Origin of the sequence: Streptomyces olindensis (assembly GCF_040645895.1) — a bacterium.
Classification (GTDB): Bacteria; Actinomycetota; Actinomycetes; order Streptomycetales; family Streptomycetaceae; genus Streptomyces; species Streptomyces olindensis.
Genome location: NZ_JBEYZD010000005.1, coordinates 128,059 through 143,753, shown reverse-complemented (window position 1 = coordinate 143,753; position 15,695 = coordinate 128,059). Strand labels below are relative to the sequence as shown.

Here is a 15,695-nt window from a genome sequence, read left to right as displayed (position 1 = left end):
TCGCGTAGGGCCCCGGCGCCCCCCGCCGCCGGTGCGGGCACGCCGGCTCAGGCGGGCAGGCCGAAGGGCGGGTGGGCGCCGTTGAGGTAGTAGTCGCCGACCTCGCGGAGCCGGGGGGCGACGGGTTCGTAGAGGGTGTGGGTCCGGGCGTTGCGCCAGAAGCGGTCGAAGCCCAGCCGCGCGGAGGTGCAGCGGGTGCCGACGACGTCGAGGGCGCGCGTGGTGCACTCCTGCGCGGCCCTGGAGGCGGCGGCTTCGGCCATGGCGACGAGGACGGAGATCTCCGCGTACGTGTCGTGGGCGAGGTCCTCGCCGCGGTCGAGTCCGTCCTGCACGGCCGCCAGCGCCTGATCGGCGAGTGCGGCCGCGGAGCGGGTGAGGACGGTGAGTTCCCCGTAGGCGGTCATCACCTGGGGGTCGTGGGGCGTGCCGACCGGCCACGCGGGGTGCCACGGGGTGTGGCCCGCCCTGCTGTACTCGCGGGCCTCGGCGAGCACTCCCTCGGCCATGCCGAGGAGGAGCTGCACGGAGACGAGCCGCCCGACCGGGGCGGCGAGAGCGGCCGGCGGCGACAGCGTGTCCTCGTCCACGGGCAGGGGGCCGAGCACGTCCTCGGCGGTGACCGGCACGGCGTCGAACTCCACGCTCGCGCCGCCCGCGAGCCGCTGGCCGAAGGGGTCGGCGTCGCCATCGATCCGTACGCCGTCACGCGCGGGATCCACGACGACGGCGACGGGTTCGCCGGTGTCGGCCCGCACGGCCCGCACGGCGAGGCGGTCGGCGACCAGGACGCCGGTGGCGTAGCTCTGCCGGCCGTCGAGCACTCGCCCGCCGGCCTTCCTGGCGAGCGTCAGCGGCGGCTCCTGAGGAGCCAACCCGGCTCCCCAGCACCACTGTTCGGCCGCCGACCGCTGCTCGATCCGCGCGGCCGCGGCGGGTTCCGCGAAGAGCCCGGCGCTCCACGACGTGAAGTAGTGGCAGCCGAGCAGCTGACCGATCGCGCCGTCGGCCGCGCCGAGCTCCCGTACGACGGCGTAGGCCGTGGCCCAGTCCGAGCCGCCGCCCCCCGACTCGGCCGGTGTCAGCAGCGTCAGCAGTCCCGCCTCGCGCAGCCGGGACACCTCGTCGAAGGGGGCCTTGCCCGCCCGCTCCCTGGTCACCGCGTCCGTGGCCAGGTCGTCCGCCGCCTCGCGGGCCACGCGCAGCCAGTGCGCACGGCCGGCCCCGGGCAGGCCGGATTCCGCGGTGGGGCCGGACGGCGCGGTGGCAACGCCCATGGCGTGGGCTCCTCAAGGTCGGTGGCAGGGAGGGAGTGCCGCGGTCACGGAGATGTCCCTGGCATGTACATCATCCTGGGCACCCCCGTCGGACGCCGTCAAGGCTTCCCTAGTAATTCGATAGGAAAAGTGGGAAGAGTACGGGCCGGACCGGCCACCGGGTCACTGCGCGACGGTCCGCGGGGCGGCGGGGACGGGCGTGAGCCGGTAGGCGCTCTCGTGGGTGATCACACGGCCGGCGGTGGGCGGCGCGAAGTGGGTGCCGAGGACCAGGGTGTCCGTGTCGGCGAGGGAAGCGAGCAGCTTGCGACGCGAGGCCTCGGACTGCTCCGGGTCGATGTCGACGCACGCGCCGATGGCCGGATGGGCGAGCTGGACCGGGTGATGGATGCAGTCGCCGGTGATCAGCGCCGTCTCGCCCTCGCTGGTCAGCTCGACGGCGATATGGCCGGGGGTGTGACCGGGCGTGGGCAGCAGGCGCAGGCCCGGGGCGACCTCGGCCCCCTCGGCCGGGATGTCGACGAGGTCGAGCAGCCCCGCCTCCTCGACCGGGATCACGGAGTCGCGGAACATCTGCCCGCGCGCCTCCTCCATGTCGTACGTGGCCCAGAACTGCCGCTCGACGCGGGAGGTGAGGTAGCGAGCGTGGGGGAAGGCGGGGACCCACTCGCCGTTCACCTTCCGCGTGTTCCAGCCGACGTGGTCGGCATGCAGGTGGGTGAGGATCACCAGGTCGACGGAGTCCGGGGGGAAGCCGGCGGCGGTCAGGCGCTCGAGGAAGTCGGTCCGCAGGTCGTGCCACGCGGGATTCGCCCGCTCCTTGCCGTTGCCGATGCCGGTGTCGACGAGGATGCGCAGCCCGCCGACGGTGAGGGCGAAGCTGTGGCTGTCGAGGTGCAGGACGCCGTCGTGGCCGGCGAAGTCGGGGTGCAGCCAGTCCTGCCGGCCGACCAGGTCCGTGGTGGCGTCCGGCAGCAGCCAGCGTCCGGTCGCGGGCGGCAGACGGACCTCGTCGATGCGGTGGACGGTGACAGCGCCCACGGTCCAGGAGGGGGTGGCTGTGGTCTCGACGGCCGGTGGAGTGTTCATGGTCTGTCGGCTCCTTCCTTCTTCGGCGGTGGTCGGCCAAGGCGCGGGCTCAGGGGCGTGGCGGACCTGACGGCCCGGTGGCCTGTAAAAGCAAACAGTTTGCTTTAAGGCATCGTAGGGTCCTAGTGTCGGTTAAAGCAAAAACTTAGCTTTTGACGCCGGGGTGCTCCGTCGCCCCCGCCCGATCAGGGGAGAACCTTCATGTCCGCTGCCGGACTCACGCCACAGGAGGCGGCCCGCTGGGCCGACCGTGCCGGAATCCCGATGCCGGCCGGCCGGCACGCCGCGGTGGCCGCCACGGCCGACCACATCCACTCCGTCGTCGCGGTCCTGCGGGAGCTGGACTTCACAGACACCCCGCCTGCCGCCGCCTACCGCGCCGGAGAGGAGCAGAACCATGCGGCCGTATGAACTGTCCCTCGCCCGAGCCGCCGACGCGATCCGGGCACGGACGCTGTCCCCCGTCGAGCTGGTGGACTCGGTCCTCGACCGCGTCGAGAAGGTCGATCCGCGTCTGGAGGCCTATGTCACCGTCACCGCGGAGCAGGCCCGCCGGGCGGCACGCGAGGCCGAGCGCGATGTCGCGGCCGGCCGCCTGCACGGCCCGCTGCACGGCATCCCGATGGCGCTGAAGGACCTGATCGATGTCGCCGGCGAGGCCACCACGGCCAGCTCCCGGGTCCGTGCGGACCACCGTGCGCAGAGCGACAGCACGGTCGCCGCCCGTCTGTCCGCGGCCGGCTCGGTCCTGGTCGGAAAGACGCACACCCATGAATTCGCCTACGGTCTGACCACCCCGCAGACCGCCAACGCCTGGAACCGGGACCGGGTCGCCGGCGGCTCCAGCGGCGGGTCCGCCGTCGCCGTCGCCGCGGGCGCCGCGACCTTCGCGCTGGGCACCGACACCGGCGGATCGATCCGGGTGCCGTCCGCGCTCAACGGTGTCGTGGGTCTCAAGCCGACCTACGGCCTCGTCTCCCGCCACGGCGTCACGTCACTGTCCTGGTCGCTGGACCACGTCGGCCCGATCACCCGCACCGTCGAGGACGCGGCCCTGGTCCTGACCGCCCTGGCCGGCCACGACCCCCGCGACCCCGCCTCCGTGGCCGCCTCCGGCCCGGCCTACCGGCCGGGCGACGCAACGGAACTGACGGGACTGCGCATCGGCGTGCCGCGCACCTACTACTTCGACCACGTCGCCCCGGAGGTGGAGTCCGCCGTCCGGCGCGCCACAGCCGAGCTGGAGAGCCTCGGCGCGCGGCTCGTCGAGGTCGAGATCCCCATGACGCGCTACATCCAGGCCACCCAGTGGGGCCTGATGGTGCCGGAGGCCACCGCCTACCACGAGCACACCCTGCGCACCGTCCCCGAGCTGTACCAGGCCGACGTGCGTGTCCTTCTCGAAGCCGGCGCGCTGATGCCGGCCGGGGATTATCTGCGTGCCCAGCGCTCGCGCACGCTCATGCAGCGGGCCTGGGGGCGCCTGCTGGAAGAGGTCGACGTGATCGCCGCCCCGACGGTCCCGGCCACGGCGGTGAAGGCCGGCGACGAGACGATCACCTGGCCGGACGGCACCGTCGAGGGAGTCGCGGACGCCTATGTGCGCCTCTCGGCCCCCGCCAACATCACCGGGGTGCCCTCGCTGTCCGTCCCGGTCGGCCACGACACGGCAGGCCTGCCCATCGGCATGCAGCTGCTGGGCCGCCCCTTCGGCGAGCCGGTGCTGCTGCGGGTCGGCCATGCCTACGAGAAGACCCGGCCCGCACGCCGGCCGGCGGCCGTGTGACGAACCGGCTGTGCGGCCCCCGGCCGCGCCGACCGGGGCCGGGGGCGGGCACTTGAAGCGACATATTCGCTTTAAGCTGGCTCCATGAGCCGCAAGACAATGGTGCGTCCCGGTGGCCGCAGCGCCAGGGTGCAGGCGTCGGTGCACGCCGCCGTGCGCGAACTCGAGGCGGAGGTGGGCCGGGAAGCGCTGACCGTCCCTCTGGTCGCCACCCGTGCCGGAGTCACCCCGTCCACCATCTACCGCCGCTGGGGCGACTTGCAGGAGCTCCTGTCGGACGTGGCGGTCGAGCGCCTGCGGCCCGAGTCGGCGCCGCGGGACCAGGGGAGCCTGAGGTCCGATCTCGAGGCCTGGGCGGAGCAGTTCCTCGAGGAGATGTCCGCCCCCACCGGCCGCGCCTACGTCCGCGACGCCCTGCTCGGCGACCCGGACGGCAGCAATGCCGGCCAGTGCTCGGCGTACGCGGCCGAGCAGATCGAGGTCATCCTCGACCGAGCGGCCGGCCGCGCGGAGACCGCACCCGACGTCGAGACGGTCCTCGACCGCGTCGTCGCCCCCATGATGTACCGCATCCTCTTCCGCCCTGAGGGGCTCGACACCGCGTACGCGCGTCAGTTGGTGGCCGGGCTGGTCGCGACGACCGATCAGTGACGCCGGCTCAGGGGTTCCAGTACACGTCGGTGAACGTCCGGTCGAAGCGTCCGGCCTCCAGGTCCTTGCGCTGGATCGCCCAGTGGACACTGGATCCGGCCGCCACATCACCGAGGTCGGGGCTCCAGCTCGCGAGCAGCACCCAGTCCTCGACGTTCTCGGACACCGGTTCCCCACCGCCCCAGCCGCCCGTCGACGCCTGCTCGACCGCGCAGCGCACCAGGTCCGCCAGCGGATCGAGATGGACCATCTCCTCGTCGGCGTACCCGCCTATCTGCAAAGGGCCCCGGAGGTCGAGGTAGCGGCACGCCGTCTCCCACTCCTCGGCCAGTTCCTCGGCGTGGGGGAAGCCGGGTAGCGGCTCCAGGTCGCCGTCGGGCAGTTCGACCTCGTAGTGGTACGGCAGCGACGGCTCGGTCCGCGCCCGCAGCTCGCCCCGCGGGAAGGCATCGGCCACCTCCCGCTCCTCGGGGATGCCGCTCGGGTCCCAGGCGTACGGGTCGTGTTCCTCCGTCGGCGCCCCGACGGGGACATGCACGACGGCGCCGTGGTTGGTGAGGTCACCTCTGTCGCGTGGCCAGGAGAAGAGGAGCAGGCGGCCGTCGCCCGGCAGGGGCAGGTCGGTCGAGGCCTGCGCAAGCGCCGCGAGGTCGATGGAGGCGACGTGGGGGAAGGGAGGGTGCGGGGTACCGGCCGGCAGCAGCACGGGGCCGCCGAACCGGGCGGCGACCGGGCCGTCGTCGCGCGTCGACAGGACCGCGCAGGGCCGCACCATGTCGATCCACCGGTCGACCTCGTCGGCCGGGATGTCCAGTTGGACCGCTTCGTCGCGGAAACGGGCCAGTCGCTCACGCAGCTCTTGAGAAGTCACACGGCAAAGGTAGGGCCCGGCACTGACATCGATGCCCCTGCTCGGTTTCCCGCGGCCGTCACCGCGGATGCCGGACCGACGCGCTCCGCCGGGCGGCCCACGACGGAGACCGGGCCACCACGGCCCCCGCGAGAGCGCGGCGGGGGAGTGTGGTGGCCCGGCTGGAGGGGGGTCAGCGGGTGAAGGTGACCCGGTGCTCCTTCAGGGAGCCGCAGTTGGAGCCGTACACCTGGACGTACGTGTTGGCGATGCTGCCGCCCCAGTCCACGCAGTGGCCCTTGCCGTAGACGTAGGTCGGTCCGGCGTACGACGTGAAGAGGCCCTCGTCGTAGTGGCTCTCATCGGTGTCCGGGACGTAGATCCAGGCGGACATGTTGACCGCCGTGCCCGGGTTGTTGCGGATGGTCGCGACGCAGTTCTGGCCGTTGGAGGCGTTGTAGGTCAGGTAAACGGTCCCCAGTGAGCCGACGTTCGCGGAATTGACCGTCTTGTAGCCGCTGCCGCAGACCTTCTGCGGCGTGGTGTTGGGCGCCGCGGAGGCCGGCGACGCCAGAGCGGTCATGGTCCCCACCGACAGCGCCGCCACGGCGGACGCGGCCAGGACGGAACGGGCGAATCTCATATTTCCCCCTTGCAACTCTTCGAGGTGGTTGCTCCTACAAGGTGTGACCCGCGGCGCACCCAAAGGGTTGTGCGTCGATTCCCGTGAAAATCAGGCGAGTTGACAGGGGGGAGCCGGAGCCCGCATCGGGCGGAGGAGCCGCCCGTGTCCGGGGTGGTGCCCGAGCGTGCCCAGGCTCCGCCGCCTTTACTCATCGAGTCACCCATGGCTCACGTGAGATCCAGAGGATCTGCGCAGGGGTGACACACAGGCTGCACACCGCCCCTCCAAAGTCTCGTTAGCGTTACGGCTCGATCCCACGTGCGAACGTGACCAGGCCGCGGCCGGCGAGCCGCCGGCACAGCCAGATCGGGAAGACCACACATGGACTACTGCTCCTCGTGCCGTCGGCACCTCAACGGCGCCTTGGTCTGCCCGGGGTGCGGCGCCTACGCCCCGGACATCGACCCCTCCGCCGCCGACGGCGGTACCGGCCCGGCCCTCGCGACCGCCGCGGCCCACGCCGCACCGGCCGCATGGGACCACCCGGCCGCCACCGGCACGTGGCACGACGGCACCGTGTGGGACGAGACGACCCGTACCGGCACGCCGGAGACCCATGGCGCCGGATCGCCCGACGCCTACGACTCCCCGGGCACCGGCACCGCCGCGGACTACGAGGAACGGCCCCAGGGACGTGCGGCGCGCCGCCGTCAGATGGCCCGCTGGAAGAAGAACCAGCGCCGGGCCGTGGTGGCCACCGCCGTCGCGCTCGTCGGAGGCGGCCTGACCGTCGCCGCGCTGAACGGGAACGCGACGCCCGGCGTCCGCGCGGCCACCGCGCCGGAGGACACGACCATGGGCGGCACCAAGGGAGAGGCCCCGACGTTCACGGAGCCGACGTCCGAGCAGTACGACACCCCGCGCTCCTCGCCCACCACGCCACCGCACTCCGGCCGCGCCTCGCGCCACCAGCAGACCCGCACGGCCGACCCCCGCACCACACCGACGGACACGCGCACGGACGCGGCCGCCACACCGCGCGAGCTGCCGCTGACGACCCCGCAGCGGCGGAGCACCGCCCCGAGCACCACCGACACGGTCACCGGCACCGCCGGCTCGTCCGCCTCGAAGGCCACCGAGCCGACGACACCGCCGGCCGCCGAGACCCAGCCGGACACGCAGCAGCCCGCGGCCCCGGCGACACCCCCGCCCACGACGAGCACCCAGCCGCCCGCGAGCTCTGACTCCGACCCGCAGTCGAAGGAACTCTGCCTCCTCGTCATCTGCCTCGGCTGAGCCGAAAACCGGTGGCCGCCCGCACCCGCCCTCCGTAGCGTCGGGCGCATGGCTGACGAGTGCTTCCGGCATCCGCGGCTCGCCGCGGTCTACGACCCGCTCGACCCCGACCGCGGCGATCTCGGCCCCTATCTGCGGATGGCCGAGGAGTTCGGGGCGCGCCGGGTGCTCGACATCGGCTGCGGAACAGGCGTCTTCGCGCTGCTCCTCGCCGAACGCGGCGTCCAGGTCGTCGGGGTCGATCCGGCCCGGGCGTCCCTGGACGTGGCACGCGGCAAGCCGGGCGCCGAGCGGGTGCGGTGGATCCACGGCGACGCCACGGCGCTCCCGCCGCTCGCCGCCGACCTCGCGACGATGACGGGCAACGTCGCCCAGGCGATCGTCGACCCCGAGGACTGGCGCCGCACCCTGGGCGGGGCCCGCGAGGCGCTGCGGCCCGGCGGCCGCCTGGTGTTCGAGACCCGGGTGCCGGCCCGCCGCGCCTGGGAGCGGTGGACCCGCGAGGACACGTACACCGTGACGGACGTCCCCGGCGCCGGCGGTGTCGAGTCCTGGGCCGATCTGCTCGACGTGAGCGGGCCGCTGGTGACGTTCCGGTGGACCTACGTGTTCACCGCGGACGGCCAGGTGCTGACCTCCGACTCGACGCTGCGCTTCCGCGAGCGCGAGGAGACCGAGGCCGAACTCGTCGACCAAGGCTACACGGTGGACGATGTGCGCGACGCACCCGACCGTCCCGGCCGGGAGTACGTGTTCATCGCACGGCGTCCGGAAAACGCCCGCTGACACGGCCCGACCGGCTCCGCGGCAAGCGGAATCCGACCGTACAATCCTCGCGACCAAATCGGGGGCGTCATCAGCGGGGGAGTCCGCGTGGAAACCATCATCGTGCAGTTGCCCGGCCCGTCGCAGTGGGACGCGGACGAGCCCGGCAGTCCCGAACTGATCCACCTGGGGCCGGGGGACGTCGCGGACTTCGGCCGCGGTGGGACAGGGGTGCGCATCGTCCTGACCGACCCCGGGATCTCCCGCCGCGCCGGGCAACTGGAAGCGGCCGGGGACTACTGGCGGCTGTCCAACTTCAGCCGCAGCGTGTCGTACGTGGTGGAGAACCTGGAGGGGGCCGGCGAGTACCTCACCGTCGCCCCCGGGCGGCTCGGCGCGCCCGTGCCCTTCGAGTTCTCCCGCGTGGTGCTCCCCGCCCTGTCCGGCACCGCCGGCTTCAAGGTGTTCGCGCCCCAGCACGCCTACCTCGGCGAGCAGTCCGCACCGGGCGGCGGGGAACAGACCGTCCACCCCTTCGCCCTCGACCCCACGTCGAAGTACTTCCTGGTCCTGGTGGCCCTGTGCGAACCGCGGCTGCGCGACCCCTCCGACACGGCGCTGCCCGGGGTCGGGCAGATCGTGGAACGGCTGCGCCCACTGGAGTCCTGCCGCGACCTCACCCGCTCCGCCGTCAACTACCACATCGACTACCTCGCCTTCGCCAAACTGCGCTTGGACCTCGGTGAGGAGACGGCCACCGGGGCCGGCGCCAAACGCGCCCGGCTCGCCTCCGTCGCCCTGCGCTTCGGCCTGGTGCGCGAAGAACACCTCGGCCTGCTGCCGCGCCGCGGCGCCGGCCGCCTCGCCCCGCAGGAGGCCGGAGCATGACGTCCAGACCCGGCGTCCACGAGGACGACCTGGAGATGCCCCGGCCCCGCCTCCCGGAGGGCTTCCGGATCGAGGACTGGGAAGTGGGCGCGGTCATCGGCTCGGGCGGCTGGGGAACCGTCCACGAGGCCCGGGCGGTCGCCGACGGCAGGCCCGCCGCGGTGAAGGTGCTGCCGACCGGCGCCCTCGGCCCCGGGCAGCGTGCCGCGCTCGGCGAACTCGTGGCGCGCGAGGTCCGGTTCAGTGCCGAGGCCGACCACCCGCACCTCGTCCGCACGCACGCCGTGTGCACCGTCGAGGCACCGGAGCTGCCCGCCCTGGACGGGGCGATCGCGCTGGTGATGGACCGGGCCGAGGCCAGCCTCAAGGACGTCCTCGACGCGGCCGTCACGGGCGGGCCGATCGACGGGGCGGACCGCGTCCTGCGCGGAGTCGCCGCCGGCCTCGCCCACATGCACGCCGCCGGGTGGGTGCACGGCGACCTCAAACCCGCCAACGTCCTGCTCGGCCCGGACGGGCAGGTGTGGCTCGCGGACTTCGGCCTGACCACCGAACTCGACGGCACCCACGCCCATCTGCCGCCGCTCGGCACCCTCGACCACCTGCCGCCCGAGTGGTGGTCCCAGCGCACCGGCACCCAGGGCGCCGTCGTCCGGCCCACCGCCGACATCTGGGCCTTCGGCGTCCTCGCCCACCAGGTCCTCACCGGCGGCCTGCACCCCTTCCCGGGCGCCACGGCCCGGGCCCGCTCCCTCGCCGCCCAGACCTACGCCCGCGGTACCGCACCCCTGCGGCTCGACGCCGGGCTCGACGACGACCTGCGGCGGCTGATCGCCGACTGCCTGGCACCCGACCACACCACCCGCCTGCCGCACACGGCGGTCAGCGTCGCCGCCCGCGTCGAGGCCCTGACCGGTCCTCCCCGCCCCCGGCGGCGACGCCTGCTGCCGGCCGCCGCGGCCGGGCTCGCCGTCCTGGCCGCCGCCGCACTCGCCGGGACGGCCCTGCTCGGCGGCGACGGCGACACCGGCGACACCGGGGACGACGCCCGCGACCGGGGCGCCCCCACCGCCGTCACCGGCACACCCCGCCCGGCGCCCGGTGAGATCCCGGCGGACTCCGACGTGCCCGAGGCGCTGCGCCCCGTCATCACCCGCGCCGCGCACCGCTGCACCGACGAGGAGATCACCCCCGCCCTGCTGGCCGCGATGGTCAAGGCCGAGAGCGGCTTCGACGCGAACGCCGCCCGCCCGGAGAGCGACGAGTACGGCATCGCCATGTGGACGCCGGCCGTGTTCAACGCCTGGGCGGTGGACGGGGACGGCGACGGCGACAAGGACCACATGTCGCCGCCGGACGCGATCTCCACCATGAGCGGCTACGTGTGCTGGCTCGACCAGCGCTTCAAGGAGGCCGGGCTGCCGAAGAAGGACCTGCCCGCACTGGTCGCGGCCGGCTACCGCACCAGCGACCGCACGGTCATCGAGGAGGGCGGGGTCCCGGAACGGGTGCGGCCGCACGTCGACAAGGTGCTGCGCTATCTCGCCGAGTACCAGCGCTGACTCGCCGAGAACCGGCCTCGAGGTGCGCGCACGCGAGCGGGAGGCGGAGCCTTCGCCCCGCCCCCCGCTTGTCCCCCGTTCCCGTCACGGCCGCGGCGAGCCGCACTCCGGGACGTTCGGCAGCCGGTTGTCCGGCGAGCTGATGTAGATGTTGGAGATGTAGCCGCCGTACTGGGGCAGGTAGGCCCACCACTCGTTGGTGTAGGGCGGGACGTTGACCACCTGGCCGCGGATCTGACAGCCCACCAGCACCTCGACGCCTGCGGGCAGTTGCGTGATCCGGTCGTCACCGGTGGTCGGGCCCTTGCGGACGTTCACGAACTCGCCCCACGTGCCGAACCACGTCCCGGCGGGCCGCACCGCACCCGGCACGTTCAGCGTGCGCGTCAGCCGCCCGAGGTCGGTGTACGCCTTCCCGTACGACGTGCCCACCGGGTGCAGCGTCAGCACGGCCACGATCGCCCGGTCGTCCGCCCCCACCGTGCCGGTGGTGTGCAGCGCGGGACGGGTGAGGTCCACATCGGCGGCGGCACGGGTGGAGGCCTCGGCCGGTGCCGCCGAGGCGGACGCCCCCTGGGGGCCGCAGGTTCCCTTCGCGAACTTCCCGGACCAGCCCTGCTTCACCGCCCAGGGGCGGTCGAACGCCCCCGCGATGCCGAAGTGCTGGTCGAAGTGGTCGGTGGAGGAACAGCGGGTGGAGCGGCGCAGGTTGTCCATGACGAAGTCGCGGACGGGTGCGGGCGCCTTCTCCAGGACGTACCGGTAGATCGTCACCGTGTCCCGGGCGGAGAGGGCGGTGTAGCCCCAGAATCCCGCGTACCCGGCGGGCGGCGGCGCGGTGTCGCGCAGACCGAGCCGGGCGGACATCCGGTCGATGATCGCCGAGCCGCCGTACGTCGACCAGTAGTGGTTCGCGGCGTCGTCGTCACTGCTGCGCAGCATCGGCTCCAGCAGGGCCCGGTCGGCCGCGGGGACGGTGTAGTCGGGCCCGCGGTTCCAGAGGAAGTCCAGGGTCAGCAGCAGTTTCACGATCGACGCGGAGCGGAACTGCGCGCTCGCGTTGACCTGTTCGGTGAACGTGCCGGTCCGGCGGTCGAACACGGCGACGCCGGCGGTGACGCCGTCCGGGATCTGGGCGGCCTGTACGGCCCGGGCGGCGGTCTCCGGCCGGGGGACCGCCGCCGCACCGCCCGTGAGCGACGCGACCGTGACGAGGGTCGCGAGCGCGGCGGCGCCGCGCAGCAGCATGCGCATGGTTGGCCTTCCTGGTCGTCCGGCTGTCCGGCGGAGCCGCGGCCCCGTGCGGACACCGTAGGAGCGCGGGGGGTGCGGGCGGTCCTGACGAATGTCAGGGCCCGCACACCCTGATAAATGTCAGGTGTCGGCGGCCTGGTGACGGCCCGTACGGTCACCTCGGGAAACACCCGCCGACACACGAACGAAAGAGGGCTCATGAGCCGCCGATCACTCAGGACACTGCTGGCCGCCGGGGGAGCCGCCGCGGTGATGGCGCTCCTCCCTGCCTCTGCCCAGGCCGCGCCGTACTCGGGCGGCAACTACGGGGCCTACGGGATGGAGGGGCAGTACCCCACCACCTCCTACTGCTCGGGCACGTTCCGGCAGATCGGTGACACCAAGTACGCCGAGGGCATGGCCCTGAAGTACTTCTACTCCGACAAGTGCGGCTCGTTCGCCCGGATCGAGAACTCCCGGGCCAACTGCGCCGCCGTGCTGCAGCGTTCCAACAGCGGTGTGGGGCGCGTCGACGGATGGGTCTCCGAGACCGTCGACCCGGGCATCAACTACGCCTACACGCAGATGGGCAACAACCTCAACGGCCGCGTCTCGCGCGCCGTGCTCTCGTGCGACGGCCACGACCTGACCGAGACCGGCTGGTTCTGAGCCGCACACACCGCGGGGGGCGGCCGGTGTTCCGGTCCGCCCCCCGCGGGGTACGTCAGCAGTCCGGAACGCCGGCGATCTTCTCGCCGCCCCGGATGTACAGGTTGTTCACCCAGGCCACGTCGCTGCCCGAGAGCTCCATGACGGCGGTCCACCAGTTGTTGGTGCCGACCGCCGGGTCGTGCACGGTCTGGCCCTGCTTCTGGCAGATGGCGTCCGCCCACCACTGCGAACGGACCGCGAGGCGCGGGGAGTTGGTGGTCGGCTCCTGGCGCAGGTTGACGTCGGTGGCCCAGATGTAGACGTCGGTGAGGGTCGGGTCGCCGCCGTCTGCGACGGCCGGGGAGGCCTGGGCGGTGGTGGCGAGCCCGCCGACGGCGAGCGTGGTCACGGCGAGGCCCATGGCCATGCGGCTGATCGGTCGCTTCATGTGTCTGTCCCCCGTGGGATGAAGGTGCGGTCGGTGTGGTCGGAACCGGTCATGGTCCGGGTCAGCAGCGCGCCGAGGCGGGCAGGTCGCCGTACTCGTTGCCCTTGAGGTAGACGGCGCTGACGTAGCCCTCCAGGAGCTTCACCCAGACGTCGTTGGAGTAGCCGTTGTCGGTGATGCGCTCGCCGCGGGTCCAGCAGTAGGCGCCGAGCGGCTGGCCCGCCGGAGCGGTGGTGATGATGCCGTAGGAAGTCCCCGGCCCACGGCGGACGTTGACGTTCTCGTACGGAACGACAGCGTACGGCGCGGCCAGGACGCGGGCGCCGCCCTGCTCGCCGGCGGTGGCCGCGGACGCGGTCCCGGCGGTGAGCGGGCCGAGCAGCGCGAGCGCCCCGGCACCGACGAGCGCGGCCTTGGCGAAGAGACGAGTGGACATGTCGTGTTCCCCCTGACGGTGTGGCCGACGCTCAGCACTGTAGGGAGGCCTGGGGCGACACGGTCCCTGACAATTGTCAGGATCCCCTGGGGCGGCAGGGACGCGACGTCGCGCGCGGGAGCGGACACTCCGCGCCAGGGCCCTCGATACGGCCGAAAACCGCTCGACGGTCCCGGCCGCCTCTGTCTACGATCCACGGCGCGGCATCGCGTGCCGGTCACCGGCCGGGTGAGGCATGGAGGCGCCGCGGAGATGCCCGTGGAGGCATTCAACCGTGTCAGTCGAGTTCAACCACACCATCGTCCTGTCCCGAGACCGGGAGAAGTCCGCTCACTTCCTCGCGAAGATCCTGGGGCTGGAGGTCGGGGCACCGGCCGGGGTGTTCCTGCCGGTGACGACCGCCAACGGCGTCACGCTGGACTTCCTCACCATCGACGCCGACATCCCCATGCAGCACTACGCGTTCCTCGTCTCCGAGGACGAGTTCGACGAGGCCCTCGCCCGCCTCATCGAGGCCCGGATACCCATCCAGGCCGATCCGCACGGCAACCACCCGCGCCGGATCAACCGCAACGACGGCGGCCGGGGCGTCTACTTCCTCGACCCGGCGGGCCACGGCCTGGAGATCATCACCCGCCCGTACGGCGCCGATCCGTCCTCCCCGCTGAACGGCATCACGGAGGACGTGCCCGGGGCGGTCTGACCCGGCGTCCCGAGTCCGCGCGGCGGCTGAACGGCCGTTCAGCCGCCGTCCGGCTCCAGGGCCAGGGGAGCGGGCTCGGCCTCGGTGTCCGGCGCGTGGTCCCGGCGGGGGAGCAGAAGCGGGGTCGCGAGGAGCAGCGCACCGGCGAGCGCCAGGGCCGTACGAGGGCCGGTCCACGCCGCCAGCAGGCCCCACAGGGCGGTCAGGGCCGCGGTGGCCGCCTTGCCGGTGGCCGACCAGGCGGCCAGGGTACGGGTGACCCGGTCGGCGGGGGTGCGCTCCAGGCGGAAGGTGGCGAACACCGGGTTGAACACGGCGCAGCAGGTGATCAGCCCGAACTCGATCGCCATCACCAGCGCCAGCCCGGCCGCGCCGGGGCCGACGAAGGCCAGTCCGAGGGACCAGCACGCCCGCAGCACCCCGGCCGCGAGCAGCACCCGACGCCCGCCGAACCGTGTGACGAGCCGTGGCGCCAGCCGTGAGCCGAGCAGGCCGCCGGTGCAGGGCACGGCGAAGGCGAGGGCGTACTGCCAGGGCGCGAACCGCAGGTCGTCGACCATCAGCACGAGCAGCGGCGGCGACGCCGCCATGATCAGGGCGTTGACCAGGACCGTGTTGAAGAACAGTGGGCGCAGCGCCGGGTCGGCCAGGATGTGCCGCCAGCCGCCGAGCAGGTCGCCCGCCCGGAGCCGGGCCGTGGCGGGTCCGGGCCGTACCGGGGGCTTCTCGCCGCCCCCGATCGCCCGGAGCCCGGCCGCCGAGAGCAGATAGCTCACCGCGTCGGCCACCACGGTCGTCACCGGGCCGAACAGCCCGATCGCGGCGCCGCCCAGCGGCGGCCCGGCCATGCTCGCGGTCCACATCGTCGCCTCGAACCGGCCGTTCGCGACCAGCAGGTCCCGCCGCGGCACCAGCTCCTTCAGGAACGCCCCGGCCGCCGCGTTGAAGGTGATGTCGGCCGCCGCGACCACCACCGACACCAGCAGCAGCTGACCGAAGCCCAGCCGGCCCAGGGCGAACGCCACGGGTACGCTCAGCAGCACCGCGCACCGGACCAGGTCCGTCGCGATCATCACCGGCCGTTTCCGGCGGAACTCCACCCACGGCCCGAGCGGCACCGACACCGCGGCACCGACGGCCGGCCCCACCGCCGCCAGCAGCGACACCTGCGCCGGCCCGGCGTCCAGCGCCAGGACCGCGATCAGGGCGAACGCGTCGAACGCCAGCCATGTCCCGGCCGTGCTGACCGCGTACGCGCCCCACAGCCACCCGAACCGCCGCCCCAGCGACCGCCTGCCCGCCATACCCGGCGCACACTCCCCGTTCCCGCGGACAACACGGTGTTGACCGGGAGCCATCCAAGCGGGGAGCGGGCGGGCCGGGCAAACAACCGCCCGTCACCCGTGCCACAACCGACCGTTGTGCCACGAGGACC

Annotated in this window: 17 protein-coding genes; 9 read left to right on the top strand and 8 right to left on the bottom strand. The window is 73.2% G+C overall.

What is annotated here, in order from left to right; all coding sequences use genetic code 11:
* Positions 1-47 precede the first annotated feature (47 nt).
* Both ABZ948_RS04645 and ABZ948_RS04640 read right to left on the bottom strand, forming a co-directional pair.
* Entirely contained in the window at positions 48-1,277 is a 1,230-nt protein-coding gene (locus ABZ948_RS04645; RefSeq protein ID WP_359757225.1) for an acyl-CoA dehydrogenase family protein, read from the bottom strand.
* A gap of 162 nt (positions 1,278-1,439) precedes the next feature.
* Positions 1,440-2,366, bottom strand: coding sequence for an MBL fold metallo-hydrolase (locus ABZ948_RS04640; protein WP_359757223.1), 927 nt, complete (start codon positions 2,364-2,366; stop codon positions 1,440-1,442).
* 201 nt (positions 2,367-2,567) lie between these two features.
* Between ABZ948_RS04640 and ABZ948_RS04635 the strand changes: the two genes are divergently transcribed.
* The 3 genes from ABZ948_RS04635 to ABZ948_RS04625 all read left to right on the top strand — a co-directional run bounded on the left by ABZ948_RS04635 (position 2,568) and on the right by ABZ948_RS04625 (position 4,803).
* Positions 2,568-2,777: a hypothetical protein gene (locus ABZ948_RS04635; RefSeq protein WP_359757221.1), complete on the top strand. Its 210-nt coding sequence runs from the start codon at positions 2,568-2,570 to the stop codon at positions 2,775-2,777.
* The gene (locus ABZ948_RS04630) at positions 2,764-4,152 is read left to right on the top strand and encodes an amidase (protein WP_359757219.1); all 1,389 of its coding nucleotides are present in this window, start codon (positions 2,764-2,766) and stop codon (positions 4,150-4,152) included. Before ABZ948_RS04635 ends, ABZ948_RS04630 begins: the two co-directional genes overlap by 14 nt.
* An 84-nt stretch (positions 4,153-4,236) precedes the next feature.
* Positions 4,237-4,803 (top strand): TetR/AcrR family transcriptional regulator, encoded by a 567-nt coding sequence (locus ABZ948_RS04625; RefSeq protein WP_359757217.1) that lies wholly within the window; start codon positions 4,237-4,239, stop codon positions 4,801-4,803.
* Positions 4,804-4,810: 7 nt separating this feature from the next.
* Here the strand turns inward: ABZ948_RS04625 and ABZ948_RS04620 are convergent, their stop codons facing one another.
* Entirely contained in the window at positions 4,811-5,674 is an 864-nt protein-coding gene (locus tag ABZ948_RS04620) for a DUF1963 domain-containing protein (RefSeq protein ID WP_359757215.1), read from the bottom strand.
* A 172-nt stretch (positions 5,675-5,846) separates the two neighbouring features.
* Positions 5,847-6,296 (bottom strand): spore-associated protein, encoded by a 450-nt coding sequence (locus ABZ948_RS04615; protein ID WP_359757214.1) that lies wholly within the window; start codon positions 6,294-6,296, stop codon positions 5,847-5,849.
* 363 nt (positions 6,297-6,659) lie between these two features.
* On the opposite strand from ABZ948_RS04615, the gene ABZ948_RS04610 reads away from it, so the two are divergent.
* The 4 genes from ABZ948_RS04610 to ABZ948_RS04595 all read left to right on the top strand — a co-directional run bounded on the left by ABZ948_RS04610 (position 6,660) and on the right by ABZ948_RS04595 (position 10,789).
* Positions 6,660-7,574 (top strand): SCO2400 family protein, encoded by a 915-nt coding sequence (locus ABZ948_RS04610; RefSeq protein WP_359757212.1) that lies wholly within the window; start codon positions 6,660-6,662, stop codon positions 7,572-7,574.
* Between the two features lie 48 nt (positions 7,575-7,622).
* A complete protein-coding gene (locus ABZ948_RS04605; protein ID WP_359757210.1) occupies positions 7,623-8,360 on the top strand; it encodes a class I SAM-dependent methyltransferase in 738 nt (245 codons plus the stop codon).
* Between the two features lie 87 nt (positions 8,361-8,447).
* Complete coding sequence (locus tag ABZ948_RS04600) at positions 8,448-9,227, top strand: serine/threonine protein kinase (RefSeq protein WP_359757208.1); 780 nt, start codon at positions 8,448-8,450, stop codon at positions 9,225-9,227.
* Positions 9,224-10,789 carry a protein kinase domain-containing protein gene (locus ABZ948_RS04595; protein ID WP_359757207.1) on the top strand — a complete coding sequence of 522 codons (1,566 nt, stop codon included), beginning with the start codon at positions 9,224-9,226 and terminating at the stop codon, positions 10,787-10,789. The genes ABZ948_RS04600 and ABZ948_RS04595 overlap by 4 nt, the downstream gene beginning before the upstream one ends.
* A gap of 84 nt (positions 10,790-10,873) precedes the next feature.
* Here ABZ948_RS04595 and ABZ948_RS04590 read toward each other — a convergent pair whose 3' ends face one another.
* Entirely contained in the window at positions 10,874-12,043 is a 1,170-nt protein-coding gene (locus tag ABZ948_RS04590) for a hypothetical protein (RefSeq protein ID WP_359757206.1), read from the bottom strand.
* A 198-nt stretch (positions 12,044-12,241) separates the two neighbouring features.
* On the opposite strand from ABZ948_RS04590, the gene ABZ948_RS04585 reads away from it, so the two are divergent.
* On the top strand, positions 12,242-12,691 hold the full coding sequence (locus ABZ948_RS04585; RefSeq protein ID WP_359757204.1) for a hypothetical protein: 450 nt from the start codon (positions 12,242-12,244) through the stop codon (positions 12,689-12,691).
* A gap of 55 nt (positions 12,692-12,746) precedes the next feature.
* Here ABZ948_RS04585 and ABZ948_RS04580 read toward each other — a convergent pair whose 3' ends face one another.
* A complete protein-coding gene (locus ABZ948_RS04580; protein WP_359757202.1) occupies positions 12,747-13,121 on the bottom strand; it encodes a peptidase M23 in 375 nt (124 codons plus the stop codon).
* A 61-nt stretch (positions 13,122-13,182) separates the two neighbouring features.
* Positions 13,183-13,557 carry an SH3 domain-containing protein gene (locus ABZ948_RS04575; RefSeq protein WP_359757201.1) on the bottom strand — a complete coding sequence of 125 codons (375 nt, stop codon included), beginning with the start codon at positions 13,555-13,557 and terminating at the stop codon, positions 13,183-13,185.
* 274 nt (positions 13,558-13,831) lie between these two features.
* Between ABZ948_RS04575 and ABZ948_RS04570 the strand changes: the two genes are divergently transcribed.
* Positions 13,832-14,260: a VOC family protein gene (locus ABZ948_RS04570; protein ID WP_359757199.1), complete on the top strand. Its 429-nt coding sequence runs from the start codon at positions 13,832-13,834 to the stop codon at positions 14,258-14,260.
* A gap of 38 nt (positions 14,261-14,298) precedes the next feature.
* Here the strand turns inward: ABZ948_RS04570 and ABZ948_RS04565 are convergent, their stop codons facing one another.
* On the bottom strand, positions 14,299-15,564 hold the full coding sequence (locus ABZ948_RS04565; protein WP_359757197.1) for an MFS transporter: 1,266 nt from the start codon (positions 15,562-15,564) through the stop codon (positions 14,299-14,301).
* Positions 15,565-15,695: the final 131 nt, after the last annotated feature.